The organism is Agrococcus sp. TF02-05 (genome assembly GCF_017565345.1).
GTDB lineage: Bacteria > Actinomycetota > Actinomycetes > Actinomycetales > Microbacteriaceae > Agrococcus > Agrococcus pavilionensis.
Map to the genome: position 1 here is coordinate 1 of NZ_JAGEKO010000007.1, position 23,209 is coordinate 23,209.

General features: G+C 74.2%; 23 protein-coding genes. 15 read left to right on the forward strand and 8 right to left on the reverse strand.

Annotation, left to right across the window (positions count from 1 at the left end; all coding sequences use genetic code 11):
* The 4 genes from JQT67_RS07365 to dnaK form a co-directional block, all read right to left on the reverse strand.
* A partial coding sequence (locus JQT67_RS07365) for a heat shock protein transcriptional repressor HspR (RefSeq protein WP_208064128.1) occupies positions 1-341 on the reverse strand: 341 nt, incomplete at its 3' end.
* Complete coding sequence (locus tag JQT67_RS07370) at positions 341-1,306, reverse strand: DnaJ C-terminal domain-containing protein (protein ID WP_021009615.1); 966 nt, start codon at positions 1,304-1,306, stop codon at positions 341-343. The genes JQT67_RS07370 and JQT67_RS07365, both read right to left, overlap by 1 nt.
* A gap of 54 nt (positions 1,307-1,360) precedes the next feature.
* The gene (locus JQT67_RS07375) at positions 1,361-2,062 is read right to left on the reverse strand and encodes a nucleotide exchange factor GrpE (RefSeq protein WP_208064129.1); all 702 of its coding nucleotides are present in this window, start codon (positions 2,060-2,062) and stop codon (positions 1,361-1,363) included.
* 2 nt (positions 2,063-2,064) lie between these two features.
* Complete coding sequence (gene dnaK, locus JQT67_RS07380; protein ID WP_208064130.1) at positions 2,065-3,924, reverse strand: molecular chaperone DnaK; 1,860 nt, start codon at positions 3,922-3,924, stop codon at positions 2,065-2,067.
* Between the two features lie 230 nt (positions 3,925-4,154).
* Here dnaK and JQT67_RS07385 point away from each other — a divergent pair, with 230 nt between their 5' ends.
* The 11 genes from JQT67_RS07385 (at position 4,155) to JQT67_RS07435 (ending at position 13,312) form a co-directional block, all read left to right on the forward strand.
* A complete protein-coding gene (locus JQT67_RS07385; protein ID WP_208064131.1) occupies positions 4,155-4,844 on the forward strand; it encodes a DUF1345 domain-containing protein in 690 nt (229 codons plus the stop codon).
* Between the two features lie 57 nt (positions 4,845-4,901).
* Complete coding sequence (locus JQT67_RS07390) at positions 4,902-5,846, forward strand: endonuclease domain-containing protein (RefSeq protein WP_208064132.1); 945 nt, start codon at positions 4,902-4,904, stop codon at positions 5,844-5,846.
* A gap of 182 nt (positions 5,847-6,028) precedes the next feature.
* Positions 6,029-7,471 carry an MFS transporter gene (locus JQT67_RS07395; protein WP_208064133.1) on the forward strand — a complete coding sequence of 481 codons (1,443 nt, stop codon included), beginning with the start codon at positions 6,029-6,031 and terminating at the stop codon, positions 7,469-7,471.
* A 97-nt stretch (positions 7,472-7,568) separates the two neighbouring features.
* Positions 7,569-7,868: a hypothetical protein gene (locus tag JQT67_RS07400; RefSeq protein ID WP_021009608.1), complete on the forward strand. Its 300-nt coding sequence runs from the start codon at positions 7,569-7,571 to the stop codon at positions 7,866-7,868.
* A gap of 9 nt (positions 7,869-7,877) precedes the next feature.
* Positions 7,878-9,113: a hypothetical protein gene (locus tag JQT67_RS07405; protein WP_208064134.1), complete on the forward strand. Its 1,236-nt coding sequence runs from the start codon at positions 7,878-7,880 to the stop codon at positions 9,111-9,113.
* 30 nt (positions 9,114-9,143) lie between these two features.
* On the forward strand, positions 9,144-9,752 hold the full coding sequence (locus tag JQT67_RS07410; protein ID WP_208064135.1) for a hypothetical protein: 609 nt from the start codon (positions 9,144-9,146) through the stop codon (positions 9,750-9,752).
* Positions 9,752-10,363 carry a hypothetical protein gene (locus JQT67_RS07415; RefSeq protein WP_208064136.1) on the forward strand — a complete coding sequence of 204 codons (612 nt, stop codon included), beginning with the start codon at positions 9,752-9,754 and terminating at the stop codon, positions 10,361-10,363. The genes JQT67_RS07410 and JQT67_RS07415 overlap by 1 nt, the downstream gene beginning before the upstream one ends.
* On the forward strand, positions 10,360-11,166 hold the full coding sequence (locus JQT67_RS07420; RefSeq protein ID WP_208064137.1) for a hypothetical protein: 807 nt from the start codon (positions 10,360-10,362) through the stop codon (positions 11,164-11,166). The genes JQT67_RS07415 and JQT67_RS07420 overlap by 4 nt, the downstream gene beginning before the upstream one ends.
* A gap of 112 nt (positions 11,167-11,278) precedes the next feature.
* Entirely contained in the window at positions 11,279-12,031 is a 753-nt protein-coding gene (locus JQT67_RS07425) for an SDR family NAD(P)-dependent oxidoreductase (RefSeq protein WP_208064138.1), read from the forward strand.
* 95 nt (positions 12,032-12,126) lie between these two features.
* Positions 12,127-12,660 (forward strand): 2'-5' RNA ligase family protein, encoded by a 534-nt coding sequence (locus tag JQT67_RS07430; protein ID WP_021009602.1) that lies wholly within the window; start codon positions 12,127-12,129, stop codon positions 12,658-12,660.
* Between the two features lie 52 nt (positions 12,661-12,712).
* Complete coding sequence (locus tag JQT67_RS07435) at positions 12,713-13,312, forward strand: hypothetical protein (RefSeq protein WP_021009601.1); 600 nt, start codon at positions 12,713-12,715, stop codon at positions 13,310-13,312.
* Here JQT67_RS07435 and JQT67_RS07440 read toward each other — a convergent pair.
* A complete protein-coding gene (locus tag JQT67_RS07440) occupies positions 13,242-14,120 on the reverse strand; it encodes a hypothetical protein (RefSeq protein ID WP_021009600.1) in 879 nt (292 codons plus the stop codon). The two genes, JQT67_RS07435 and JQT67_RS07440, sit on opposite strands and share 71 nt — an antisense overlap.
* 10 nt (positions 14,121-14,130) lie before the next feature.
* Positions 14,131-14,769, reverse strand: a complete 639-nt coding sequence (gene dcd / locus JQT67_RS07445; RefSeq protein WP_021009599.1) for a dCTP deaminase — start codon at positions 14,767-14,769, stop codon at positions 14,131-14,133.
* Between the two features lie 86 nt (positions 14,770-14,855).
* On the opposite strand from dcd, the gene JQT67_RS07450 reads away from it, so the two are divergent.
* Positions 14,856-15,350 (forward strand): hypothetical protein, encoded by a 495-nt coding sequence (locus tag JQT67_RS07450; protein ID WP_021009598.1) that lies wholly within the window; start codon positions 14,856-14,858, stop codon positions 15,348-15,350.
* A gap of 4 nt (positions 15,351-15,354) precedes the next feature.
* Here the strand turns inward: JQT67_RS07450 and JQT67_RS07455 are convergent, their stop codons facing one another.
* Both JQT67_RS07455 and JQT67_RS07460 read right to left on the reverse strand, forming a co-directional pair.
* Positions 15,355-16,221: a GNAT family N-acetyltransferase gene (locus JQT67_RS07455; RefSeq protein ID WP_021009597.1), complete on the reverse strand. Its 867-nt coding sequence runs from the start codon at positions 16,219-16,221 to the stop codon at positions 15,355-15,357.
* A gap of 90 nt (positions 16,222-16,311) precedes the next feature.
* The gene (locus tag JQT67_RS07460) at positions 16,312-17,157 is read right to left on the reverse strand and encodes a DUF1206 domain-containing protein (protein WP_021009596.1); all 846 of its coding nucleotides are present in this window, start codon (positions 17,155-17,157) and stop codon (positions 16,312-16,314) included.
* Positions 17,158-17,214: 57 nt separating this feature from the next.
* Here JQT67_RS07460 and JQT67_RS07465 point away from each other — a divergent pair, with 57 nt between their 5' ends.
* The 3 genes from JQT67_RS07465 (at position 17,215) to JQT67_RS07475 (ending at position 23,206) form a co-directional block, all read left to right on the forward strand.
* Entirely contained in the window at positions 17,215-17,871 is a 657-nt protein-coding gene (locus JQT67_RS07465; RefSeq protein WP_208064139.1) for a dienelactone hydrolase family protein, read from the forward strand.
* A gap of 101 nt (positions 17,872-17,972) precedes the next feature.
* A complete protein-coding gene (locus tag JQT67_RS07470) occupies positions 17,973-20,603 on the forward strand; it encodes a DUF4062 domain-containing protein (protein ID WP_208064140.1) in 2,631 nt (876 codons plus the stop codon).
* Complete coding sequence (locus JQT67_RS07475) at positions 20,600-23,206, forward strand: DUF4062 domain-containing protein (protein ID WP_208064141.1); 2,607 nt, start codon at positions 20,600-20,602, stop codon at positions 23,204-23,206. Before JQT67_RS07470 ends, JQT67_RS07475 begins: the two co-directional genes overlap by 4 nt.
* Positions 23,207-23,209 lie beyond the last annotated feature (3 nt).

Below are 23,209 nucleotides of genomic sequence, written 5' to 3' on the forward strand. Positions count from 1 at the left end.
GCGAACACGCGGCGTCCCTGCTGCTGCATCACCGCATCCGCCAGTGCCGACTCGAGCTCGCGCACGCGCACGCGCAGCTCGCGGTTCTCGTCGCTCATCTCGAGGATGCGGCGGATGCCCTCGAGCGAGACGCCCTCGCTCGAGAGCAGCTGCACCTGCTTGAGCCGCCCGATGTCGCGCATCGAGTAGCGGCGCGTGTTGCCGGCCGTGCGGGCGGGCTCGACGAGGCCGAGCCGGTCGTACTGGCGCAGCGTCTGCGCGTGCAGGCCGGCGAGCTCGGCGGCCGCCGCGATCGAGAAGATCGGCGACGTCTCGTCGAGGCCCCACGGCTGCGCGCGCATCAGGACGCCTTCGCCTTCGCGAGCAGCTCGGCGCGCGGCGACTCGTTCGGGCCCGCCGCGACGAAGGCCTCGAGGTGCTCGACCTGCGCCTTCGTGAGGTGGCTCGGCACCGCGACCTGGATGGTCGCGAGCAGATCGCCCGTGCCCTGCTTGCCCGCGACGCCGCGCCCCTTGACGCGCAGCACGCGCCCCGAGGGGGTGCCGGGCGCGACCTTGAGCCGCACGGGGCTGCCGCCGAGCGTCGGCACCTCGATCGTCGCGCCGAGCGCCGCCTCGGCGAACGTCACGGGCACGTCGACGCGCAGGTTGAGGCCGTCCATCGTGAACACCGGGTGCGGGCGCACCTGCACCGTGAGGATGAGGTCGCCCGGCTCGCCGCCGGAGGGCGACGGGTCGCCCTTGCCGCGCAGCTTGATCTTCTGGCCGTCGTGGACGCCCGCCGGCACCTTGACGGTCATCGTCTTGCCGCCGACCGTGAGCTTGAGCGTGTCGCCCTGCACCGCCGACGTGAAGTCGAGCGCCGCGCGCGCGGTGACGTCGCGGCCCTTCGCGGGCCGGCGGGCGCCGAAGCCCCCGCCGAACCCGCCCTGGCCGCCGAACATGCCGCCGAGCAGGTCCTCGAAGTCGCCTTGCGAGTACTGCACGCGCGGGCCGCCGCCACCGCCGCCGAAGCCGCCGAAGATGTCCTCGAAGCCGCCCGAGCCGCCGGGCGCGAAGCGCGGCCGGCCGCCCGCCATCGCGCGCACGGCGTCGTACTCCTGGCGCTGCTTCGGGTCCGAGAGCACGGCGTGCGCCTCGGAGATCTCCTTGAACCTCGCCTCGGCGGATGCGTCCCCCGGGTTGGAGTCGGGGTGGTACTGCCGAGCGAGCTTCCGGTAGGTCTTCTTGAGGTCGGCCTCGGAGACGTCCTTGGGCACGCCGAGCACGGCGTAGAAGTCCTTGTCGAACCAGTCGTTGCTAGCCATGCTCCACCTCCCTCGGTCGCTCGCGGCCCGCGCCGCTCCCCGCTTGCGCCGGCATCACTCCGCCGGGACGAACACCGCGACCTTGGCCGCGCGCAGCACGCGCTCGCCCACGCGGTAGCCCGCCTGCACGACGTCGGCGACGACCATCTCGGTCACCTCCGGGTTCGGCAGCTGGGCGACGGCCTCGTGCTTGTCGATGTCGAACGCCTCCCCGACCTCGCCGAGCTTGACGACGCCGAGCTGCTCGAACGAGGCGCGCAGCTTCTGCGCCACGATCGCGAGCGGGCCCTCGGCCAGATCGCCGTGCTTGTCGGCGAGGTCGAGGTCGTCGAGCGCCGGCAGCATCGTCGTGATGACGGATGCGACGGTCGCGTCGCGGTCGCCCGCGCGCTCCCGCTCGGTGCGGTTGCGGTAGTTGACGTAGTCGGCCTTGAGCCGCGCGAGCTCGTCCTGCTGCTGCTCGGACTTCGCCTGCAGCGCCGCGCGCTCGGCCTCGATCGCCGCGGCCTCGCCCTCGAGCAGGGCGCGGTCGGCCTCGCTCAGGTCGTCGGCCGGCGTGCCCTCGGCCGGAGCGGCCGCGGAAGCGTCGTCCGCCGACGCATCCGCGCCCGGTGACGGGGCGGCCCCGGAGGCGGCAGCGTCGGCTGCCGACTCGCGGGGCTCTCCCGTCACGGGGTCGATGCGGCGCTTGTCGTGCACCTTGGGCTCCTCGCGGCCCTCGGTCTCGTCGCGCTTGTCGTCCTCGTGACCCGTCATGGCTACTTCTTCTCGTCCTCGTCGTCGACGACCTCGGCGTCGACGACGTCGTCGTCCTCCGCCGGGGCGGCCTGCGGCTCGTCACCCGACGCATCCGACTGCGCCTGGGCCTGCGACTGCGCGTAGATCGCCTCGCCGAGCTTCGACTGCGACTGCTGCAGCTTCTCGACCGCGGTCCTGACCGCCTCGTCGTCGTCGCCCGCGAGCGCCGACTTCACGGCGTCGACATCGGCCTGCACGTCGTTCTTGACGTCGTCGGGCAGCTGCTCGGCGTTGTCGGTCAGCACCTTCTCGACCGAGTAGACGAGCGTCTCGCCGGTGTTGCGCAGCTCGGCGGCCTCGCGGCGCGCCTTGTCGGCCGCGGCGTTCGCCTCGGCGTCCTTCACCATGCGGTCGATGTCCTCCTTCGAGAGGCTCGAGCCGCCCGTGATGGTCATCGACTGCTCCTTGCCCGTGCCCTTGTCCTTCGCGGACACGTGCACGATGCCGTTCGCGTCGATGTCGAAGGTGACCTCGATCTGCGGCACGCCGCGCGGCGCCGGCGCGATGCCGGTGAGCTCGAACGTGCCGAGCGGCTTGTTGTCGCGCGTGAAGTCGCGCTCGCCCTGGAAGACCTGGATCGCGACCGAGGGCTGGTTGTCCTCGGCGGTCGTGAAGGTCTCGGAGCGCTTCGTCGGGATGGCGGTGTTGCGCTCGATGAGCTTCGTCATCATGCCGCCCTTGGTCTCGATGCCGAGCGAGAGCGGGGTGACGTCGATGAGCAGCACGTCCTTGCGCTCGCCGCGCAGCACGCCGGCCTGCAGGGCGGCGCCGACTGCGACGACCTCATCCGGGTTGACGCCCTTGTTGGGCTCCTTGCCGCCCGTGAGCTGCTTGACGAGCTCGGTGACGGCGGGCATGCGGGTCGAGCCGCCGACGAGCACGACGTGCGCGATGTCGCCGACCTGGATGCCGGCCTCGCGGATGACGTCCTCGAACGGCTTGCGGGTGCGCTCGAGCAGGTCCTTCGTCATGTTCTCGAACTGGGCGCGCGTGAGCGTCTCCTCGAGGTTGGCGGGGCCGTTCTCGGTGAGCGAGAAGTAGGGCAGCTGGATGCTCGTGGTCGACGACGACGAGAGCTCCTTCTTGGCCTGCTCGGCAGCCTCCTTGAGGCGGCGCATCGCGATCTTGTCGTTCGAGACGTCGACGCCCGACTGCTCCTTGAAGCGCTGCTTGAGCCACTCGACGACGCGGTCGTCCCAGTCGTCGCCGCCGAGGCGGTTGTCGCCCGCGGTCGCGCGCACCTGGATGGTGGAGAAGTCGTCGTCCTTGCCCACCTCGAGGAGGGACACGTCGAACGTGCCGCCACCGAGGTCGAAGACGAGGATGAGCTCGTCCTCCTTGCCCTTGTCGAGGCCGTACGCGAGCGCGGCGGCCGTGGGCTCGTTGATGATGCGGAGCACGTTGAGGCCCGCGATCTCGCCGGCCTCCTTCGTCGCCTGGCGCTCGGCGTCGTTGAAGTACGCGGGCACGGTGACGACCGCATCCGTCACCTTCTCGCCGAGGTAGGTCTCGGCGTCGCGCTTGAGCTTGCCGAGGATGCGGGCCGAGATCTCCTGGGGCGTGTACTGCTTGCCGTCGATCTCCTGCTTCCAGTCGGTGCCCATGTGGCGCTTGACCGACGTGATGGTGCGATCGACGTTCGTGACCGCCTGGCGCTTGGCCGGCTCGCCGACGAGGGTCTCGCCCTCCTTGACGAACGCGACGACCGAGGGGGTCGTGCGGAAGCCCTCGGCGTTCGCGATGACGGTGGGCTCGCCGCCGTCGAGGAACGCGACGACGGAGTTGGTGGTGCCGAGGTCGATGCCGACTGCTCGTGCCATGTGCTTGCCTCCTGTTCGCAGCTCGCGCTGCGCTCATTGCCTGATTCCGGCAGACGAGCCCGCCGACGTGCGTGGCGGTGGGTCCGTCTCCCGGAACCCCGGCTGCGACCGCGCCCGGCGGGCGCTGCTGACTTGAGTCGCGATGGCTCAAGTTTCTCACCTTGAGTCGAAGCGTGTCAACTTTCGCGGCTGTGCATCGGCCGAGAGTCTCGCCGGTAGCGTTGACGCCCGTGGCGAGAGGCAATCGACGGCTCCACCGCGAGAGCACCCGGCACACCCTGGCCTCGCTCATCGCGGGCTCCTTCGCCGCGCTCGCGGTGCTCGGCATGAGCGCGCTCGGCGGCGTCGACCTCTCGCTGCGCTCGTCGCTCGCAAGCGTGCTCACGATCGCGTTCGGCGCCTACGGCCCGGCGTTCCTGTTGCTCTCGCACCTCGCCTTCCGCTCCCTCTCGGGCGACCGGCTGCGCGCGCGGCTGCGCCGCTCGGAGGAGCTGAGCGCGCTCGTGCGCGTGCTCTACGGCGGCGGCCCGACCTCGTGGGCGGTGCTCATCGTCGTGGTGGGCGTCATCTCGGTCGTGCTGCTCGCGACGAGCGGCGACTCGGTCGACCTCTGGCTCATCGCCTCGTGCGTGCTCGGCGTCGCCGGCACGTGGGTGCTGCTCGTCGCGGTCTTCGCGGTCGAGCACATGCGCGGCTGGGCCGAGCGCGACGGGCTCGAGTTCCCCGGCGAGGACGAGCGCGACTTCGGCGACTTCGTCTACCTCTCGGTGCAGCTCTCGGCGACGTTCTCGTCGGCCGACGTCGCGCTCACCAACCGGCCGGCGCGGCGCCTCGTCATGGTGCAGTCGATCGTCGGCTTCGCCTACAGCACCGTCATCATCGCGGTCTTCGCGTCGCTGCTCATCTCGCTCGCGGCCTGACGCGCTCTCCACAGCGGTGGGCGGATGCGTCCCCGTCGGCACCCGCGACGGCGCACCATGCGCGCATGCCGCGCCCCCGCACCGCTGCCCGAACCGCTCGCGAGCGGCGCCTTCTCGACCGCCGAGGCGCTCCGGCTCGGCGTCTCGCGCCGCTGGCTCCGCGCGAGCGATCTCGCCCGCCCCTTCCACGGCGTGCGAGCCGGATCCGCACCCGACTCGGTGCTCGAAATGGCCCGCGCCTTCGCGCCGCGCATGCGGGACGGGCACGCCTTCGCGGGTCTCACGGCGGCCCGCTTGTGGGGGCTGCCGGTCGAGTCGACATGGCGCGCCGACGAGCCGCTCGTCATCGGCGTGCCGGACGGCATGGCGCGCACTCGAGCGACGGGGGTGCGGTTGCTCCGCTTCGCCACGTCGAGGCTCAGCGTCGGCGAGATCGACGGGCTGCCGACGCTCGGGCCGATCGGCGCCTTCGTGACGATGGGGCGCAGCGCCGAGCACGAGCAGCTCGTGCAGCTCGCTGACGCGCTCGTCACGCCCTCGGAGCGCTACCGCGACCTGCGCTTCGAGCGGCCGTACGCGACGCTCGGGGAGCTCTCGGCGGCGGTCGAGCAGTACAGGCGCGGCCCCGGCGCCGCCGCGCTGCTCGCCGCGATCGCGGCTGCGAGGGTCGGCGTCGACTCGCCGCGCGAGTCGCGCTCGCGCCTCGTGATCGTCGCGGCGGGGCTGCCGGAGCCTGTCGTGCAGCACCGGGTCTGGCACGAGGGCCGGCTCGTCGCCGAGCTCGACCTCGCCTACCCCGAGCTGCGGATCGCGATCGAGTACGAGGGCGAGCACCACCGCACCGACGCGGAGCAGTGGGCGAAGGACATCCGGCGTCAGGAGGAGCTCGAGGCGCTCGGCTGGCTCGTGATCCGCGTGACGAAGGCCGACCTGCGCGACGGCGGACGACCGCTCGTCGCCCGGGTGCGCGCCGCTCGCGCGCGCCGCCTCGGCGCCGCATGACGTCGGGTGGTACCGATCTGCCGCCCGAGCCCGACTCCAGGCGACGAATCGGTACCACCCTCGCGACAGGGTGGTACCGGATGGCCGCTCGAGCCCGGCTCCAGGCGACGGATCGGTACCACCCGCCCCGGTGACCGTGGCGCGACACCTCCCGTTCGCCCGGCTCGCCTACGCTCGGCCCCATGAGCGTGTCGCAGGAGCCCGCGGAGGCATCCGTCACCCCCAAGCCGTCGCCCGACGACCTCGTGCAGCCGTCGCAAGCGGGCGTCGCGCCCGTCTCGCGCCGCGAGCTCGGCCGCCGGGCCCGCGCCTGGGCGCTGTGGGACTGGGGCTCCGCGTCGTTCAACGCGGTCGTCACGACGTTCATCTTCAGCACCTACCTGGCCTCGAGCCTCTTCGTCGACGCCGACGTCGCCGAGGCCGGGGGCGCGCCGCTCACGCGCGCGCTCGCCGACAACGCCTCGATCGTCGCGTGGGCCGTCGCGATCGCCGGCGTGCTCGTCGCGCTGCTCGCGCCGATCGTCGGGCAGCGCTCCGACGGCGGCGGCCGCCGCAAGCTGTGGGTCGCGGTCAACACGGGCCTCACGATCCTCGCGATGATCGGGATGTTCTTCGTCACCCCGGTGCCGGGCGGCATCTGGCTCGGCGCCGCGCTGCTCGCGGCGGGCAACCTCTTCTTCGAGTTCGCGAGCGTCAACTACAACGCGATGCTCCACCAGGTCTCGACGAAGCAGGCGCTCGGGCGCACCTCGGGCTTCGGCTGGGGCATGGGCTACGTCGGCGGCATCGTGCTGCTCGGCCTGCTGCTCGTGCTGTTCATCTTCGACATGGGCGGCGAGGGCAACGGCGTCCTGAGCGTGCCCGCGGGTCGCGAGGGCGCCGGCCTCGACGTGCGGCTCGCGGTGCTCGCGAGCGCCGGGTGGTTCCTCGCGTTCGCGATCCCGCTGCTCGTGCGCGTGCCGGAGGTGCCGCCGACCGGCGCCGCGCCCAAGCGCGTCGGGATCCTCGCGTCGTACCGCATCCTCTTCCGCACGATCGGGCGCATCGGCCGCCGCGCGCCCAAGACGCTGCTGTTCCTGCTCGCCTCCGCCGTCTTCCGCGACGGGCTCTCGGGGGTGTTCACCTTCGGCGCGATCATCGCCGCGCAGGTGTTCGGCTTCAGCTCGACGGAGGTCATCCTCTTCGCGATCGCCGCGAACGTCACGGCGGGCATCGGCACGTTCGTCGGCGGCTGGGCCGACGACCGCTTCGGGCCCAAGCTCGTCATCATCGTCTCGCTCGCGGTGCTCGTCGTCTCGGGCTCGGCGGTCATCTTCGTCGACGGCAAGGGCATGTTCTGGCTCTGCGGGCTCGCGCTCGCGACCTTCGTCGGCCCGGTGCAGTCGGCATCGCGCAGCTTCATGGCGCGCATCACGCCCGAGGGGCGCGAGGGCGAGATGTTCGGCCTCTACGCGACGACCGGGCGCTCGGTCTCGTTCCTCACCGCGACCCTCTTCGGCGTCTTCGTCTCGATGACGGGCGACACCCGCTTCGGCATCCTCGGGATCATCCTCGTGCTGCTCGCCGGCCTGCTGCTCGTGCTGCCCGTGCACCCGAAGCCCACGACCATCGACGACCGCGACTGACGCGCCGTCCCCGCGGGGCGGGGAGTAGTCCCCATCGCGGGCTCAGAGTTGAGTGATTATCGTCAGAGGCGTCCCCGTTCCCCGACCCGGAAGCCCCATGGACGTCAAGGTCAACTACGCGATGCTCGAGCGCCTCGAGACGCGCGTCGCCGAGATCATCGAGGAGTTCGAGCAGGCCTCCTCCCGCCGCGCCGATCTCGTCCAGGCCGTCGGCCGCCCCGACGGGCACGGCGAGCTGCAGTCGCGCGTGCACGACTTCGAGAGCCAGTGGGACGACCGCCGCAAGCAGCTGCGCGAGGGGCTCGACGCCGTGCTCGAGAGCGCGACGAAGCTGCGCGAGGGATGGCAGACCGGCGACAAGGAGCTCGCCGACGGCATGCAGAGCAAGGAGCAGTGAGTGGCGGCGATGGAGCAGTCCCCGAAGCACCGTGACATCCACGTGCTCGAGGGCGACGCGATGGACATCTACGAGCGCGGCAGCGACATCGCGAGCCTCGGCGTCAAGATGACCCTCGCCGCCTCGACGATGGAGCAGCTCGTCGACAACGGCGCCGAGCAGGAGGGCCTGTGGGTCGACAAGCTCACGGAGGCCTCGAAGGAGGTCTACCAGGAGCTCGACCGCGCCGGCAGCCACTACATGCGCGTCGGCCCGTACGTCCGCGACTACGGCTCCGCGCTCTCGACGGCGCAGTCGAAGATGCGAGGCGTCGTGCCCGAGTGCGAGCGCCTCTGGACCATCTACGAGACGAAGCTCGAGGCCTACCAGGACGCGCTCGCGGCGCCGGTCGCCTACCCGACGGGCGAGGACGCCGACGATCCGACCGCTCGCTCGCAGGCGGAGTCGGCCAAGACCACCGCCGTCGAGACGGCGCGGGAGGCGAAGGACCTCGCCTACCGGAACTGGAAGGCGGAGGCGAAGGACTACGACACCGCGTACGACGCGTGGTGGGAGGAGTTCGAGGCCGCGTGCAACGGCATCGAGACCGCGAACGGCAAGGGCCTCGAGGACAGCTGGCTCGACAACCTCGACGGCCTCGTCGAGTTCGTGCAGACCGTGCTCTCGGTCGCCGGGCTCGTGCTCGCCGCCCTCGCGCTCATCGTCGGCGGCCCGATCGTCGGGCTCCTGGCGCTCATCGTCGGCGTCGTCGCGCTCGGCCTGACGATCTACCAGTTCGCGCGCGGCGACGCGAGCGGCTGGGACCTCGGCTTCGCGATCGTCGGCGTGCTGCCGATCGGCTCGCTCGGCGACTTCGCCTCCGGCGGCTTCAAGACCGGCATGAAGAGCTGGGTGGGCATGTCGGGCGGCATGTCGTTCGGCGACGACGCGGCGCGCTGGAGCCTGTCGGCGACCGGTTCCGGGTTGAACCCGAAGGCCTGGGTCGCCAACATGCGCGGCCTCGCGCCCGAGGCCGGGTACCTGGCCGGCGAGAGCTTCGAGATCGTCGGGGAGTTCCTGTCGACGCACGGCGACGACACGTGGGAGGCGCTCGGCAGCATCGACCACCTGCCGTGGACCCTGGCGCACATCGGCGACACGATGGGCAACTACTTCGGTGTCCTCCCGGGCGTCGTACGCGACACCGTCGGCCTCTTCACCGGCATCCCCGGCACGTACGAGCAGCTGCGCTGGCCGACGTATTGACCCCGATAGCCTGGCCGCGGAGGTGGCCGGATGAGTGATCTGCGCACGCTGCTGCGCGGCGACGGGGCGGTGCCCGCGTTCCGCATGCTGCTGCCGCAGGGGTGGGTCTCGTACCGGCCCGACGAGCAGTCGCAGGAGGAGCTGCTCGGCGCCGCGGCGAAGCGCCTCGCGACCGCCGGCCGGCCGGATCTGCTCGTGCAGCTGCGCCGGCACGCCGCGACCGCCTTCAGCCAGCTGCGCGAGCAGCGCGCGATCCTCGTGATGATGCCCGGGGAGGACACGCCCCAGTCGCTCTTCCTGCCCGCGACGATCACCGCCGTCGAGCGCGTCAGCACGCCCGACGCGCCCGTGCGCGAGGTCGTCGTCGACGCCATCCGGCGCAAGGGCGCGAAGCCGCTCGACGACAGGGGCGTCATCGTCCGCTGGCTCGAGCGCCGCGACGTCGAGCTCGACGGCGAGTCGAGCGCGACGACGTCGATCATCTACGTGATGGCCGTGCCCGGCACCGGGCGGCGCCGTGCCCTGCAGCTCACCGCCGTCATCACGCATCCGACCGACCTGCCCGCCGACGACGACGTGCTCGAGCAGTGGATCGCGCTCATCGACGCGCACGTCGCGACCTTCGCCTGGGAGCCCTGATGCACGGCATCGAAGTCGACTTCGACCCGACGCTCACCGTCGAGGTGCCGCGCGAGGAGCCGGCCCCCGGCTGGGCGCAGGCCGAGCTCGAGCGCCTCGGCGCCCACGATCCGGGGCTGCTCGACGACCGCGAGGGCGTCGTGCGCTGGCTCGACGCCGTGCGCGGCGGCGTCGCCCCGACCGCGACCTACACGCTCGCGGTGCGGTCGCCGCTCGTGAGCGCGCTCGCGGTGCTGCGCTTCGACGTGATCGAGGGAGCGCTGCCCGACGACGCGCAGCGCACGATCCTCGAGCCGCCCGCCACGCTGCCGCCACGCCATGACGTCGTCGAGCTCGCGGGCCTCGGCGAGGCGCTGCGCATGCAGGTGCTCGCCGAGCGCGCGGGCGAGCCGTACTCGCTCGTGCAGTGGCTCGCGGTGCGCGAGGGCGGCTCGGCGATCGTCTCGCTCGGCCCCCTCCCTCCCCAGGGCATCGAGGCGTTCCGGCCCTACGCCGAGGCCGTCGTCGGCAGCGCTCGCCCCGTCGGGCTCGACCTCGACGGCGTGCCGTGGCTCGAGCAGCCCTCGCGGCTCGTCGAGGTCGTGCCGCCCGTCGAGAGCTGGAACGCGTGAGCGCCGCTGGCTACGCCGCCCACCGCTCGAGCTTCGCGGCCGACGACTGGTGGCGGATGGAGGCGGCAGCGTTCCGCGGCGAGGACCGCGTGCGCGACGCGCTCGCGATGACGGCGCCGCGCCACCTCGCGCTCATGCTGCGGGGCGAGCGCCGCGGCGCGCCCGCCTGGCAGCGCGCCCTCAGCATCCCGAAGGTCGCGCTCATCATCGGCGGGCTCGCCCTCACGTTCGTCTGGGGACTGCCCGTCTTCGCGTGGATCTTCCTCGGCGAGGGCGGCGGGCTCGCGGTCGGCAGCTTCGGCATCATCGCGACCGTCTCGACGCTGCTCGGCATCCCCGCCCTCGTCGACGAGCTGCGCTCGCGCGGCGACGACCGCGGCGGCGCGGGCGTCTGGGTCGTGCGCGGCGTGCCCGCGGTGCTCGGCGCGATCGGCGCCGTCGCGTGGCTCTCCTCCGGCGCCGAGGTCGACGACTCGCTCGTCGGCTCCGGCATCCCCGTCTCGGGCGCGTGGGTCATCCCCATGCTCGCCGACGCCCTGCTGAGCGTCGCGCTCGTCGTGCTCGCCCGCCGCGGCTCGCGCTCGGCGCCGACGCTGCGCAGCGATCGCTCCGTCGCCCGCCTCGCCGAAGCCGTCGAGGCGCTGCCCGCGGCGCGCCGCGAGGAGATCGCGAGCGATCTGCTCGCGGCGATCGACACCCTCGAGCGGGCCGGCGCGATCGAGACGGCCGAGGCGCGCCGCGCGCGCGCCGCGCGGCTCGGCGAGCTCGCCGCCACGATGGCGCCGGAGCGCGCGTCGGCCTGAGCCGAGTCGGCCGGGCCGAGTAGATCGTGCCGCTCGCCTCTTGGCCTCAGTGACCGGTCGTCCCGGCCGGCCTCGGACGATGCCCCGCGAGGGGCGCGAAGGAGTGATCAGCATGAGTGGACAGTTCGCAGGCAAGACCGCCGTCGTGACGGGCGGCGGCTCCGGCATCGGCAAGGTCGTCGCCGTCGGGCTCGCGGCCGAGGGCGCCAACGTCGTCGTGAACGACCTGAAGCTCGAGGTCGCCCAGTCGGTCGTCGACGAGATCACCGCCGCCGGCGGCACCGCCGTCGCCATCGCCGGCGACGTCGGCGACCCCGACGACGTCAAGGCCGCCGTCGACAAGGCGGTCGAGGAGTACGGCGCGCTCCACCTCGCCTTCAACAACGCTGGCATCGGCGGCCCGCAGGGCCTCGCGGAGGACATCGACATCGAGGGCTACCAGCAGCTCATGGACGTCAACCTCCACTCCGTCTTCTACGGCCTGCACTTCCAGCTGCCGCAGATCGTCGCCGCGGGCGGCGGCGCGGTCGTCAACACGTCGTCGATCCTCGGCGTCACGGGCGACGCGAACGCGCTCCCCTACGTCGCCGCGAAGCACGGCGTCGCGGGCATGACGAAGGCGGCCGCGCTCAGCTACGCCGACAAGGGCGTGCGCATCAACTCGGTGCACCCGGGCTACATCGACACCCCGCTGCTGAGCGGGCTGCCGAAGGACCTCTACGACGGCCTCGTGAGCAAGCACCCCATCGGCCGCCTCGGGCAGGCCGAGGAGGTCGCCGAGCTCGTGCTCTTCCTGCTCTCGGACAAGGCGAGCTACATCACCGGCTCGCAGCACCTCGTCGACGGCGGCTACACCGCGCAGTAGCGCGGCCCGGCGCGCAGCGCCGCAGGCTCCGGGCCGGTCCGCGATCGCGGGCCGGCCCGCCTCGTGCAAGGCGGCGGATGCGCGAGGATGACCGCATGGAGCCGCGCGGGCCGAGCGAGCGGACGAAGGCGATCACGAGCCTCGAGCTGCTGCTCGACGACGACGCCGAGGCGGCCGTGCGCCGCGACTGGGAGGCGCTCGCCGCAGCCGGCCTCTCGAGCCTCGCGGGGCACACCGCGGCGAGCAACCGCCCGCACGTGACGCTCGCGGCGCGCTCGAGCCCCGTGCCGCATCCGCTCTCGATCGACGCTGACCTGCCGATCCCGATCGAGCTCGGGCCCCCGCTGCTGCTCGGCTCCGGCGAGCGGCGCGTGCTCGCGCGCGCCGTCGTGCCGTCGGCGGCGCTCCTCGTGCTGCACGCCGCGGTGCTGCGAGCGGCGGGCGAGGGCGACGACCCGCCGCACCTGCTGCCGGACCGCTGGATGCCGCACGTCACCCTCGCCCGCCGGTTGCGCACCGCCGACCTCGCGCCGGCGCTCGCGCTGCTCGGGCCGGCGATCGAGGGCACCGGGGTCGCGGTGCGGCGATGGGATGCGTCGACCCGGGTCGTGACGCTCGTCGCGCCCTGACGCGGGGCCGGAGCCGGGCCCGACCTACTCGCTCATCGCGCTCGGCTCCCACGTGCTCGCGCGCATGCGCCGCGCGGGCGCGAGCCCCGTCGGCATGTCGACCGAGGAGGCCGAGGCGCGGCTCCGCGCGACGCTCGAGCGGGTCGCCGTGTGGCCGGTGGCCGACGACTGGCGGGCCGCGATCGACGCCGAGCTCTCGGGGGCCGATCGCGCGGGCTCCGACCCCGACGCGTGGCGCGCGGCCGCGGCGGCCGCCGCTCGCGGCCGGCTGCCCGTGCGGCTGCACGTGCACACGCTGCGCCGGCTCGCCGAGGAGCTGCTGCTCGCGGGCCAGCGCGGCGAGGCCGAGACGGCGCTCCGCGACGCGCTCGCGATCGCCGAGCGCGCGGGGTTCGCGCACGCGACGCGGCTGCTCGAGGCGCTCGCGCAGCGCTCGCGGCTCGTGCTCCCGAGCGGTCGAGCCCGAGGCACGCATCCGCCCCTCCTGACCGCTCGCCGGCGCAGATCGTCGTGCGCTGACGGGCCGCTCCGCCCCGTCGCGGCTCACAGGCGGCGGGCCGGATGCGCGCGCCGAGCCGCGCTCAGACGAGCGGGTCGGTGGGCCGGATGCGCTCGGCCTCGAGCGCGGGATGCCCGAGCACTCGGCCGATGAGGTGCGCGCTGCCGCCGACGAGCGTCACGTCGAGGTCGACGTCGGTCGCGACGAACCACGCGGGGGCGCCGGGCGGCTCGGCGGGCCAGAGCGCGTTCGGCGTGCGGCCCTCGCCGCCGACGCCGGGTCGCCAGCCGAGGCCGGCCGCGCGCTCCCACGCCGGGTCGGCGAAGGCCTCGAGCCGACCCCGCAGCAGCACGTGGTCGCGCCCCGGGAGCTGCAGGAGCGCGCGCTCGGCCATCGCCGCGCGGACCTCGGGGTCGATCGACGCCTCGAACGCGGCTCGGTGCTCGGCCTCGAGCGCGCGCTCCTGCTGGGCGGTCAGGGGCGGCTCGCCCGGGCCGGGGAAGAACATCCAGCCGATGCCGCTCTGGTCGAGGCCGCTGCCCTCCCACACCGCCGCGAGCACCTCGGCGTCGCCGTGCTCGTCGACGAGCAGCGCCGCGAGGTGCGCGAGCGTGCCGACCGGGATGTCGCCGAGGTGCGGCTCGGTGATGCTGCGGCCGTCGGGCAGGTCGAGCGCTCCCGAGCCGAAGCGCGCCTCCCACGCGGTGAATGGCGACTCGCCCTGGCGCTCGCCCACGAGCGCCGCCGCCTCGTCCCACCGCAGGTCGCGAGCGTCGAGCTCGGGCCCGCCCCACGCATCCGTCCTCCCCGTCGGGGTCTGGAGCGTCGCGGGGTGCAGGATGCGCGCGTAGGCGTCGAAGATCGGCGGGACGATGACCGCGAGGGTGCTCTCCCACGACAGGGCGTCCGCGAGCCACGCCGCGACCGACACGTCGCGCTCGACCCGCAGCGGACCGGCCATCAGCGGCGGCTCACGGCTCCGCCTGCTCGACCTCGGCCGGCACGGCCGGCACGTCGCCGGCGCCGATCGGCGACTCGATGCGCGTGCGGTGGAACGACTGCGCCGAGCGCGACGCGGTCGGGCCGCGCTGGCCCTGGTAGCGGTTGAGGTTGCCGCCCTTGCCGTAGGGCGTCTCGGCGGGCGACGAGAGCTGGAAGTAGCAGACCTGGCCGATCTTCATGCCCGGCCACAGCTTGATCGGCAGCGTCGAGACGTTCGAGAGCTCGAGCGTCACGTGGCCCGAGAAGCCCGGGTCGATGAAGCCCGCCGTCGAGTGCGTCAGGAGGCCCAGGCGGCCGAGCGACGACTTGCCCTCGAGCCGCGCCGCGACGTCGTCGGGCAGCGTCACGCGCTCGTAGGTCGCGCCGAGCACGAACTCGCCCGGGTGGAGGATGAACGGCTCGTCGGGGCCGACCTCGACGAGCCGCGTGAGCTCGGGCTGGTCCTCGGCCGGGTCGATGAACGGGTACTTGTGGTTGTCGAAGAGCCGGAACGCCCGGTCGAGCCGCACGTCGACGCTCGAGGGCTGCACCATCTGCAGGTCGAGGGGGTCGAGGCCGAGGTCGCCCGATGCGAGCCGGGCGCGGATGTCGCGATCGCTGAGCAGCACGAGCCCGAGCGTATCGCCCGCGCCGCGCCGGGTCGGCGCGTGCGCTTCCCAGCAGAAGGGAGCACGATGGGGTGAAGGAGGTCGCCATGGCCGTGCACCGGGGTCGCCGGCTCGAGGACTGGGTCGAGCTCGCCGCAGCCGCCGTCGAGCGAGCCCGTCGCTCGCTCGGCGACGAGGAGGTCTCGCGGCGCGTCGAGCGCTCGGTCTCCGACGAGGACTACGAGACGACCGTGCGCGTGCTGCGCACCATGGGCCGCGACCTGCAGGCGACGAGCCCCGACCTCTCGGCGCTCGACGCGCGCCTGCGCGGCCACGTCGAGCCGCACCCGCACGTGCCCGAGGCGCCGGAGGACGCCGGGCGCGCCGAGCACGAGGCGGCGGATGCGTCGCGCGCGCGACGCGGGACGACCGGCTTCCCGCGCGAGGACGACGACGCATCCGACCGGAACCCCGAGCCGACGCTCGACGACCTGCCCGTGCGCGAGCGCGGCGGCAAGACCCCCGCCGAGATCGCGAAGGAGCTGCTGCGGCTGCGGAACCCGATCCTGCCGCACCCGCGCACGCGGCCCGGGCCGCGCTGAGGCGCTACGCGCCGCGGCAGCGGTCGCGGCGTTCGCCGAGCATCGCGAACCCTGCGCTGCGGTAGGTCGCGACCGCCGCGCCGTTCGAGATCGGGGTCGCCACGAGCGCGGCGCTCGAGCCGAGCTCGCGGAGCGCCGCGGCGCCCGCGACCGTGATCGCCCGACCGATGCCTCGACCTCTCTGGGCTGGGTGCACCGCGAGCGGCTCGATGAGCCCCGGCCGACCGGGGCCGGCCGACCACACCGTGATGGCGGCGGCCGCCTCGCCCCGCTCGTCGACGGCCAGGAGGCAGCGGGCGTCGGCGTAGAGGGGGCCCGAGGCCATCGCGTGCCAGCGCTCGACGGTGAAGCTCGCGCGCGCGAAGCCCTCGCGGTGCACCGCGGTGCGCTCGGGGGCGAGCTCCGGTCCGACAACGACGACGCGCAGGCCGTGCGGCTCGACCTGCGCCTCGAGGTCGCGGCGCAGGAGCGCCCACGGCTCGCCCTCGCCCCAGCCGAGCGCGCCGAGCTCGTCGAGCACGCACGCGCCGACGGGGGCCTCGACCGCGGCATCCGCGCGATCGGGCAGCACGCCGCGCGACGGATCGGCCGCGTCGGCCGCGATCGCGCGCGCGAGCGGCGCATCGCCCTGCAGCTCGGGGTCGATCGCGACGCGAAGCACCTCGCCGTCGAGCATGCCGACCGCCGCGAGCGCGCCGTCCCGCCGCCACGAGCGGAGCGCCGCGGCGGTCGCCGCCACGCCGAAGCGCCAGAGCCAGCCGACGTCGCCGGGGTGCAGCTGCAGCGGCGCGTCGTCGCGCTGCCAGCGGCGGAGCGCTTCGAGCGCCTCCGGCAGCGCGGCCTCGGTGGGGGTCTCGAGCTCGATCGCCATGCCCCCATCCCATCGCATGCGGGCAGGCGGGCTCGAGTCGACCCCTCCTCGCCGAGTCGACCCGCCGCAGCGGCGAGCGCGCGCCGGCGGTCAGCGCGACCAGGCGCCGCGCGCGAAGCAGTAGACGCCGTAGAGCATGAGGCCGAGCGCGATCGCGACGAGCAGGATGACGCCGCCCGGCACCGTCGTGAGCGACTGCAGCGCCCCGTCGAGGCCGCCCGCCTCCTCGGGGTCGCGCTGGAAGGCGGCGGTGACGAACAGCACGCCGACGATCGCGACCGCGCCGCCCTTCGCGATGTAGCCGGCGGTGCCGAGCACGTCGACGGCCTTCCGGTAGCGAGCGGGCGGCGACACGTCCTCGCGGAACTCGCGCTTCGCGCCCCGGACGACGAAGGCGACGCCGACCGCGACGATCGCGAGCCCGAGGAGCCCCACGAGCCACGGCCCGAAGGGCGTCGCGAGCAGCTGCGCCGAGACGGACTGCGCGCCCTGCTCGCTGTCGCTGCCACCGCCGAGCGCGAAGCTCAGGGCGGTCACCGACACGGCCGCGTAGGCGACCGCCCGACCGCCCGGCCGCACGGCCTCCTTCCAGCCGCTGCGCGACTCGGCGATCGCGGTGACGGCGGAGTGCACGGCGAGCGCCGCGAGCGCGATGCCGACGAACCAGATCGCGACCGCGCCGAGCGGGGTCTGCTGCAGCGCCCGCATCGCGCCCGACTGGTCGGCCGAGCCGCCCGCGCCGAACGCGATCCCGAGCGCGATGCCGCCGATGATGAGGTGCACGATGCCGTTCGCGACCTGGCCGACGCCCTGCGCGATCGAGGCGGCGGGGTGGCGCTTGGCCCGCCCGGCCGCATCCTGCGCCTTGTCGCCGGCGCGGCCCGCGGCGCCGAACGCCTTGGAGCGGTGGATGCGCGAGGTGTCTCCGTCTGCCATGGGGGCACCGTACGTGGCTGGGCTACCGTTTCCCTGGAGAGAGCGAAGGAGCGCAGCATGGCGATCGAGACGACCGACGACACCGCGACCCGCTGGTACGGCGCGGAGGGCGACCCCGTGGTGGTGCTCGCCCACGACTGGAACGGCCGGCTGCCGTGGATCGACGCGTTCGGCCGGCGCCTCGCGGACGAGGGCTTCCGCGTCGCCGTGCCCGACTTCTACGCGGGCCGCTCGACGCGCGAGGACGACGAGGCGGGCGAGCTGCTGCAGGAGCGCTACGCCGACCTCGAGGGCGCGCTGCACATCCTGAGCGAGACGATCGGCGAGGCGCGCGCGGGCGGCAGCCGTCGCGCGGGCGTCGTGGGCTTCTCGATGGGCTCGACGATCGCGCTCATGTACGCGGCGCAGCAGCCGACGCTCGACGCGATCGTCGCCTACTACGGCGCCCCCTTCCCCGGCATCGAGTCGGGCCCGCGCGTGCCGGTGCTCTTCCAGCTCGCCGAGAGCGACGACTGGAGCGGCCGCGAGGCGCCCGAGGACTACCGCGCGCGGCTCGAGGCCGAGGGCTACGACGACGTGCACGTGCGCTCGTACCCGGACTCGATCCACGGGTTCCAGAACGCCGATGTGTCGAAGTACAGCCGGGATGCGTCGGAGGCGGCGTGGGCGGAGACGAAGCAGTTCCTCCGCTCGCGCCTCAGCCGCGAGCCCTGACCCGAGCGCGAGGCAGCGCGGGATCGGCTTGAGCCGATCCTGCGCTGATCGATGCTCACGATGTCCTAGCCGTCGCGGCCCGCGCGCGGCAGGATGTGCCCATGACAGGGGCGCAACGGCCCGCGATCCGCACGCCCGACCAGCGGATCCGCGTGTTCGTGAGCTCGACGCTGCGCGAGCTCGCCGACGAGCGCCGCGCGGCGCGGGCCGCGATCGAGCGGCTGCGGCTTGCGCCCGTCATGTTCGAGCTCGGCGCGCGACCGCACCCGCCGCGCGCGCTCTACCGCTCCTACCTCGCGCAGAGCGACGTCTTCGTCGGGATCTACGGCGACAGCTACGGCTGGGTCGCGCCCGAGGAGCAGATCTCCGGGCTCGAGGACGAGTACCGCCTCGCGCCCGCGTCGATGCCGAAGCTCATCTACATCCGCGAGTCCGAGTCGCGCGAGCCGCGGCTGCGCGAGCTCATCGCGCGCATCCAGGCCGACGACACGGTCGCCTACCTCCCGTTCCGCACCGCCGAGCAGCTCGAGGAGCAGGTCGCGAACGACCTCGCGACGCTCCTCGCCGAGCGCTTCGACGAATCGCGCATGGCGCCGGAGGGCGGCGGGCCGGACGAGATCCCGCCCACCCCCGCCTCGCGCATCCCCGTCCCCTACTCCGCCACGATCGGCCGCGAGCGCGAGGTCGCCGAGGTGCTCGCGCTGCTCGAGCGCGGCGGCGACCCGATCGTGAGCCTCATCGGCCCCGGCGGCATCGGCAAGAGCCGGCTCGCGGCCGAGGTCGCGCGGGCCGCGGAGCACGTCTTCCCCGACGGTCGCTACTTCGTGCCGCTCGAGGGCGTGCTCGAGCCCGGGCTGCTGCTGCCGACGATCGCGTACGTGCTCGGCATCCGCGACACGGGCGAGGCGGCGCTCGAGGAGCGCATCGCGCGCGCGCTCGCCGACCGGCGGGTGCTGCTCGTGCTCGACAACTTCGAGCAGATCGTCGAGGCGGCGCCGATGCTCGCGCGCCTCTACGCCGGCGCGCCCGCGACGGCGCTGCTCGTGACGAGCCGCGTCGTGCTGCGCGTGCGGGGCGAGCGCGTCGTCGAGGTCGGCGCGCTGCCGGTGCCCGACGAGGCGGCGCGCGGCGGCGCGGCGCGCGTGGGCCGGGCCGCGGCGTGCGCGCTCTTCGTCGACCGGGCGCAGGCCGTCAAGCCCGGCTTCGAGCTCACCGACGCGAACGCGGCCGCGGTCGCCGACATCTGCCGCCGGCTCGACGGGCTGCCACTCGCGATCGAGCTCGCGGCGGCGAAGGTGCGGCTGCTCACGCCGCACGGCATCGCCGAGCGGCTCGAGCAGTCGCTGCCGCTCCTGACGGGCGCGCAGCGCGACCTGCCCGACCGGCACCGCACGATGCGCGCGACGATCGACTGGAGCGTGAGCCTGCTGCCCGACTGGCAGCGGGCGCTGCTCGAGGACCTCGGGGTCTTCGCGCGCCAGTTCTCGCTCGACGCGGTCGAGGCGCTCGGTGCGGGACGGCCGTGGGAGGGGCAGGCGATGGACGGCATCGCCGCGCTCATCGACGGCTCGCTCGTGCGGCAGACCGAGATCGGCGGCGACTCGGTGCTCTCGCTGCTCGCGATCGTGCGCGAGTACGCGCTCGGGCAGCTCAAGGCGAAGGGCGAGGCGGGGCGGATGCGCGCGGCGCACGCCGACTACTACAGCGCCCTCGTCGAGCGGGTCGCGCCGGGGCTGCGCGGGGCCGAGCAGGGTGCCGCGGTCGTGCAGCTCGGTGCGGAGCTGCCGAACCTGCGCGCCGCCGTGCGGCACCTCGTGCACACCGACCGGCTCGACGACGCGGGCGACTTCGCGTGGCGGCTGCTCATCTACTGGTGGGTCGCGGGCTTCTTCGGCGAGGTGCGGGTGTGGATGCTCGAGCTGCTCGGCAAGGAGCAGCCGATCACGCCGCACACGCGCGCGGTGGCGTGGTTCTTCGCCCTCTGGAGCGAGATGTGGCAGCGGCCGAACGAGGGCGTCGTCGCGGGCCTCGCCGAGTGCGTGCGGCTCTTCCGCGAGAGCGGCGACGACGACGCCGCGGCGATGGCGACGGCCGCGCGCGCGACCGCGCGCCTGCAGCTGCCGATGCCCGACCTCGCGACCGCCGAGCGCGAGCTCGCGGAGGCGGTCGAGCAGCTGCGCCGGCTCGGCAACACGTGGGCGGAGGCGATCACCGAGGTCTCGCGCGGCCGGCTCGCGTGGCTGCGCGGCGACACCGAGGAGGCGCAAGCGCGCTTCGATCGCGCGACCCAGGTCGCGGAGGCGGGCGGCGACCTCTTCACGCTCTCGGTCGCCGGCAACCACCAGGCGCGGCTGCAGCTCGTGCGCGGCGAGATCGACCAGGCGGAGGCCGGCTGCATCCGCACGCTGCTCGTCTCGGTGCGGCTGCACTTCGAGGAGGGCGTCGCCTACGGCCTCGAGGGGCTGTGCGCGGTCGCGGCGGCGCGCGGCGACGCCGAGCGGGCGGGTGCGCTCGCGGCCGCCGCCGACGGCATCCGCCACCGCATCGGCGTCTTCGACGCGGAGGCGTTCACGGTACACGTGCCGCAACTCGACGCCATCCGCGCCGCCGATCCCGACGGCATGGCGGCGGGCGAGCGGCGCGGGGCGGAGCTGAGCGTCGCCGAGGCGATCGAGCTCGCGCTCCCGGACGGCGAGCGCGAGCGGATCGCCCCGGAGCTGGCCCGCTGGTGAGCGGCGGCGCACCGGGCATCCGCACTCCCGACCAGCGGCTGCGCGTCTTCGTGTCGTCGACCCTGCGCGAGCTCGAGGCGGAGCGGCGCGCGGTGCGCGGCGCGATCGAGCGGCTGCGGCTCGCGCCCGTCATGTTCGAGCTCGGCGCCCGACCGCACCCGCCGCGCGAGCTCTACCGCGCCTACCTCGAGCAGAGCGACGTCTTCGTCGGCATCTACGGCGAGCGCTACGGCTGGATCGCCCCGGGCTCCGACGTGTCGGGCCTCGAGGACGAGTACCGGCTCGCGCCGCCCGGCATGCCGCGGCTCATCTACCTCCGCGAGGGCGCCGATCGCGAGCCGAGGCTCGACGAGCTCATCGGCCGCATCGAGCGGGACGACGCCGCCTCCTACCGCGGGTACTCGACGCCGACCGAGCTCGCGGAGCTCGTCGAGGCGGATCTCGCGACGCTCCTCGCCGAGCGGTTCGACGCGTCCCGCGCCCCCGCACCCCGCGGTGAACGCGTCGACCTGCTCGCCGCGCGCATCCCCTCGCCCTACACCCGGCTCGTGGGACGCGACCGGGAGGTCGCCGAGCTCGTCGCGCTGCTCGACGACCGCGACACCCGGCTCATCACGCTCGCGGGGCCGGGCGGCATCGGCAAGAGCAGGCTCGCGATCGCGGTCGCCGAAGCGGCCGCGCCGCGCTTCCCCGACGGCACCGCCTTCGTCGCGCTCGAGAACGTGCTCGAGCCGAGCCTGCTGCTGCCGACGATCGGCTACGCGATCGGCGTGCGCGACGCGGGCGAGCTGCCGCTCGAGGAGCGGCTCGCGATCGCGCTCGAGGGGCGGCGCATGCTGCTCGTGCTCGACAACTTCGAGCAGCTCGGCGCGGCGGCGCCGGTGCTCGTGCGGCTGTTCACGATCGCCCCGCTCGTCACGCTGTTCGTGACGAGCCGCGCGGTGCTGCGCGTGCGCGGCGAGCGCGTCTTCGAGGTGCCGCCGCTGCCGACGCACGACCCGGCCGCGCCCGAGTCGACGGCCCGCGCCCGCGAGGCGCCGGCGGTCGAGCTGTTCGTCGAGCGGGCGCGAGCCGTGAAGCCCGACTTCGAGGCCTCGAGCGCAAGCCTCGACACCATCGTCGACATCTGCCGAGCGCTCGACGGGCTGCCGCTCGCGATCGAGCTCGCCGCCGCGCGCATGCGCGTGCTGACCCCGGCAGCGATCCTGCAGCGGCTCGATCGGCAGCTGCCGCTGCTCGTCGACGCGTCGCGCGACCTGCCGCCGAGGCAGCGCACGCTCCGCGCGACGATCGACTGGTCGACCGGGCTGCTGACCGAGGCCGAGCGACGGGTGCTGCGCGACCTCGCGGTGTTCTCGCCCGGCTTCTCGCTCCCCTCGATCGAGGCGTTCGCCGAGCTCCGGGGGTGGGAGGTCGATATCTACGCCGCGCTCGAGACGCTCGTCGACAGCTCGCTCCTCGAGCAGTCGGACGTCGACGGGGAGGCCGTGTTCGGCATGCTCGCGACGGTGCGCGAGCACGGCGTCGAGCGGCTGCGGCTCGACGGCGAGGAGCCATCGGCGCGAGCCGCGCACGCGGCCGTCTACGTCGACCTCGCGCGGCGCGAGGGGCGCGGCCTCGGCGTCACGGGCCAGCGCCATGCCGTCTCGAGGCTCAACCTCGAGCGCGGCAACCTGCGCGCCGCGGTGCGGCAGCTCGTCGCGCTCGGCGACGCCGACACGGCCGCCGACGTCGCGTGGCGGCTCTTCCTCTACTGGTGGATCGGCGGCTACCTCGTCGAGGTGGCGCTGTGGATGGAGGAGGTGCTCGCTCGACCCGACGACGAGGTCGCGCGACGCACGCGCGCGATCGCGGCCTTCTTCGTCGGCTGGCGCGACCTCTGGACGGCCCCGTCGCTCGAGCTCGTGCGGGTGCTCGCCGATGCCGGTCGAGTGCTCGACGAGGAGGGCGACGAGCTGGGCGCGACGATGGTGACGGCGACAGCCGGACTCGCCGAGATCACCGCCCCGGAGCCCGACCTGGGGCGCGCCGCCGCGCGGCTCGAGGAGGGCGCGCGGCGGTTCCGCGAGTTGCGAGCGGGCTGGGGCGAGTCGCTGGCGCTCGTCGCGCTCGGCCGCATCGCGGTGCTCTCCGGCGACCTCGAGGGCGCGACGGCGCGCTTCCGCGGCGCGGTCGAGGCGGCCGCCTCGAGCGGGGACCGCTTCACCGCGAGCATCGCGACGCACCACCTCGGCCGCGCGCGCCTGTTCGCGGGCGCGCTCGACGAGGCGGAGCGGCTCTATCGCGACGCGCTCGAGACCTCGGTCGCGCTGCGGCACGACGAGGGCATCGCGTACGGGCTCGAGGGGCTCGCCGCTGCCGCCGCCGAGCGCGACGAGCTCGAGCGGGCGGGCGTGCTCGCCGGTGCCGCAGCCGCGATCCGGAAGCGCGCGGCCGTCTTCGACGCACCCGCGTTCGTCTTCCACACCCGGTACCTCGACGCCCTCGCGGAGCGCTCGGATGCCGCGGCGCTGCGCGCCGCCGAGGAGCGCGGCCGCGAGTACGGCGCGCTCGAGGCGGCCGCCTTCGCCCTCGCCGGCGGCGGCGCGGCTCCATCGGTCTGAGCC

What these genes read in the sequence shown, in the direction of transcription:
- JQT67_RS07370 (WP_021009615.1), bottom strand. Translation starts at nt 1,306, where the DNA reads ATGGCTAGCAACGACTGGTTCGACAAGGACTTCTACGCCGTGCTCGGC.
- JQT67_RS07375 (WP_208064129.1), bottom strand. Translation starts at nt 2,062, where the DNA reads ATGACGGGTCACGAGGACGACAAGCGCGACGAGACCGAGGGCCGCGAG.
- dnaK (WP_208064130.1), bottom strand. Translation starts at nt 3,924, where the DNA reads ATGGCACGAGCAGTCGGCATCGACCTCGGCACCACCAACTCCGTCGTC.
- JQT67_RS07390 (WP_208064132.1), top strand. Translation starts at nt 4,902, where the DNA reads ATGCGCGCATGCCGCGCCCCCGCACCGCTGCCCGAACCGCTCGCGAGC.
- JQT67_RS07395 (WP_208064133.1), top strand. Translation starts at nt 6,029, where the DNA reads ATGAGCGTGTCGCAGGAGCCCGCGGAGGCATCCGTCACCCCCAAGCCG.
- JQT67_RS07400 (WP_021009608.1), top strand. Translation starts at nt 7,569, where the DNA reads ATGGACGTCAAGGTCAACTACGCGATGCTCGAGCGCCTCGAGACGCGC.
- JQT67_RS07405 (WP_208064134.1), top strand. Translation starts at nt 7,878, where the DNA reads ATGGAGCAGTCCCCGAAGCACCGTGACATCCACGTGCTCGAGGGCGAC.
- JQT67_RS07410 (WP_208064135.1), top strand. Translation starts at nt 9,144, where the DNA reads ATGAGTGATCTGCGCACGCTGCTGCGCGGCGACGGGGCGGTGCCCGCG.
- JQT67_RS07415 (WP_208064136.1), top strand. Translation starts at nt 9,752, where the DNA reads ATGCACGGCATCGAAGTCGACTTCGACCCGACGCTCACCGTCGAGGTG.
- JQT67_RS07425 (WP_208064138.1), top strand. Translation starts at nt 11,279, where the DNA reads ATGAGTGGACAGTTCGCAGGCAAGACCGCCGTCGTGACGGGCGGCGGC.
- JQT67_RS07430 (WP_021009602.1), top strand. Translation starts at nt 12,127, where the DNA reads ATGGAGCCGCGCGGGCCGAGCGAGCGGACGAAGGCGATCACGAGCCTC.
- JQT67_RS07440 (WP_021009600.1), bottom strand. Translation starts at nt 14,120, where the DNA reads ATGGCCGGTCCGCTGCGGGTCGAGCGCGACGTGTCGGTCGCGGCGTGG.
- JQT67_RS07450 (WP_021009598.1), top strand. Translation starts at nt 14,856, where the DNA reads ATGGCCGTGCACCGGGGTCGCCGGCTCGAGGACTGGGTCGAGCTCGCC.
- JQT67_RS07455 (WP_021009597.1), bottom strand. Translation starts at nt 16,221, where the DNA reads ATGGCGATCGAGCTCGAGACCCCCACCGAGGCCGCGCTGCCGGAGGCG.
- JQT67_RS07460 (WP_021009596.1), bottom strand. Translation starts at nt 17,157, where the DNA reads ATGGCAGACGGAGACACCTCGCGCATCCACCGCTCCAAGGCGTTCGGC.
- JQT67_RS07465 (WP_208064139.1), top strand. Translation starts at nt 17,215, where the DNA reads ATGGCGATCGAGACGACCGACGACACCGCGACCCGCTGGTACGGCGCG.
- JQT67_RS07470 (WP_208064140.1), top strand. Translation starts at nt 17,973, where the DNA reads ATGACAGGGGCGCAACGGCCCGCGATCCGCACGCCCGACCAGCGGATC.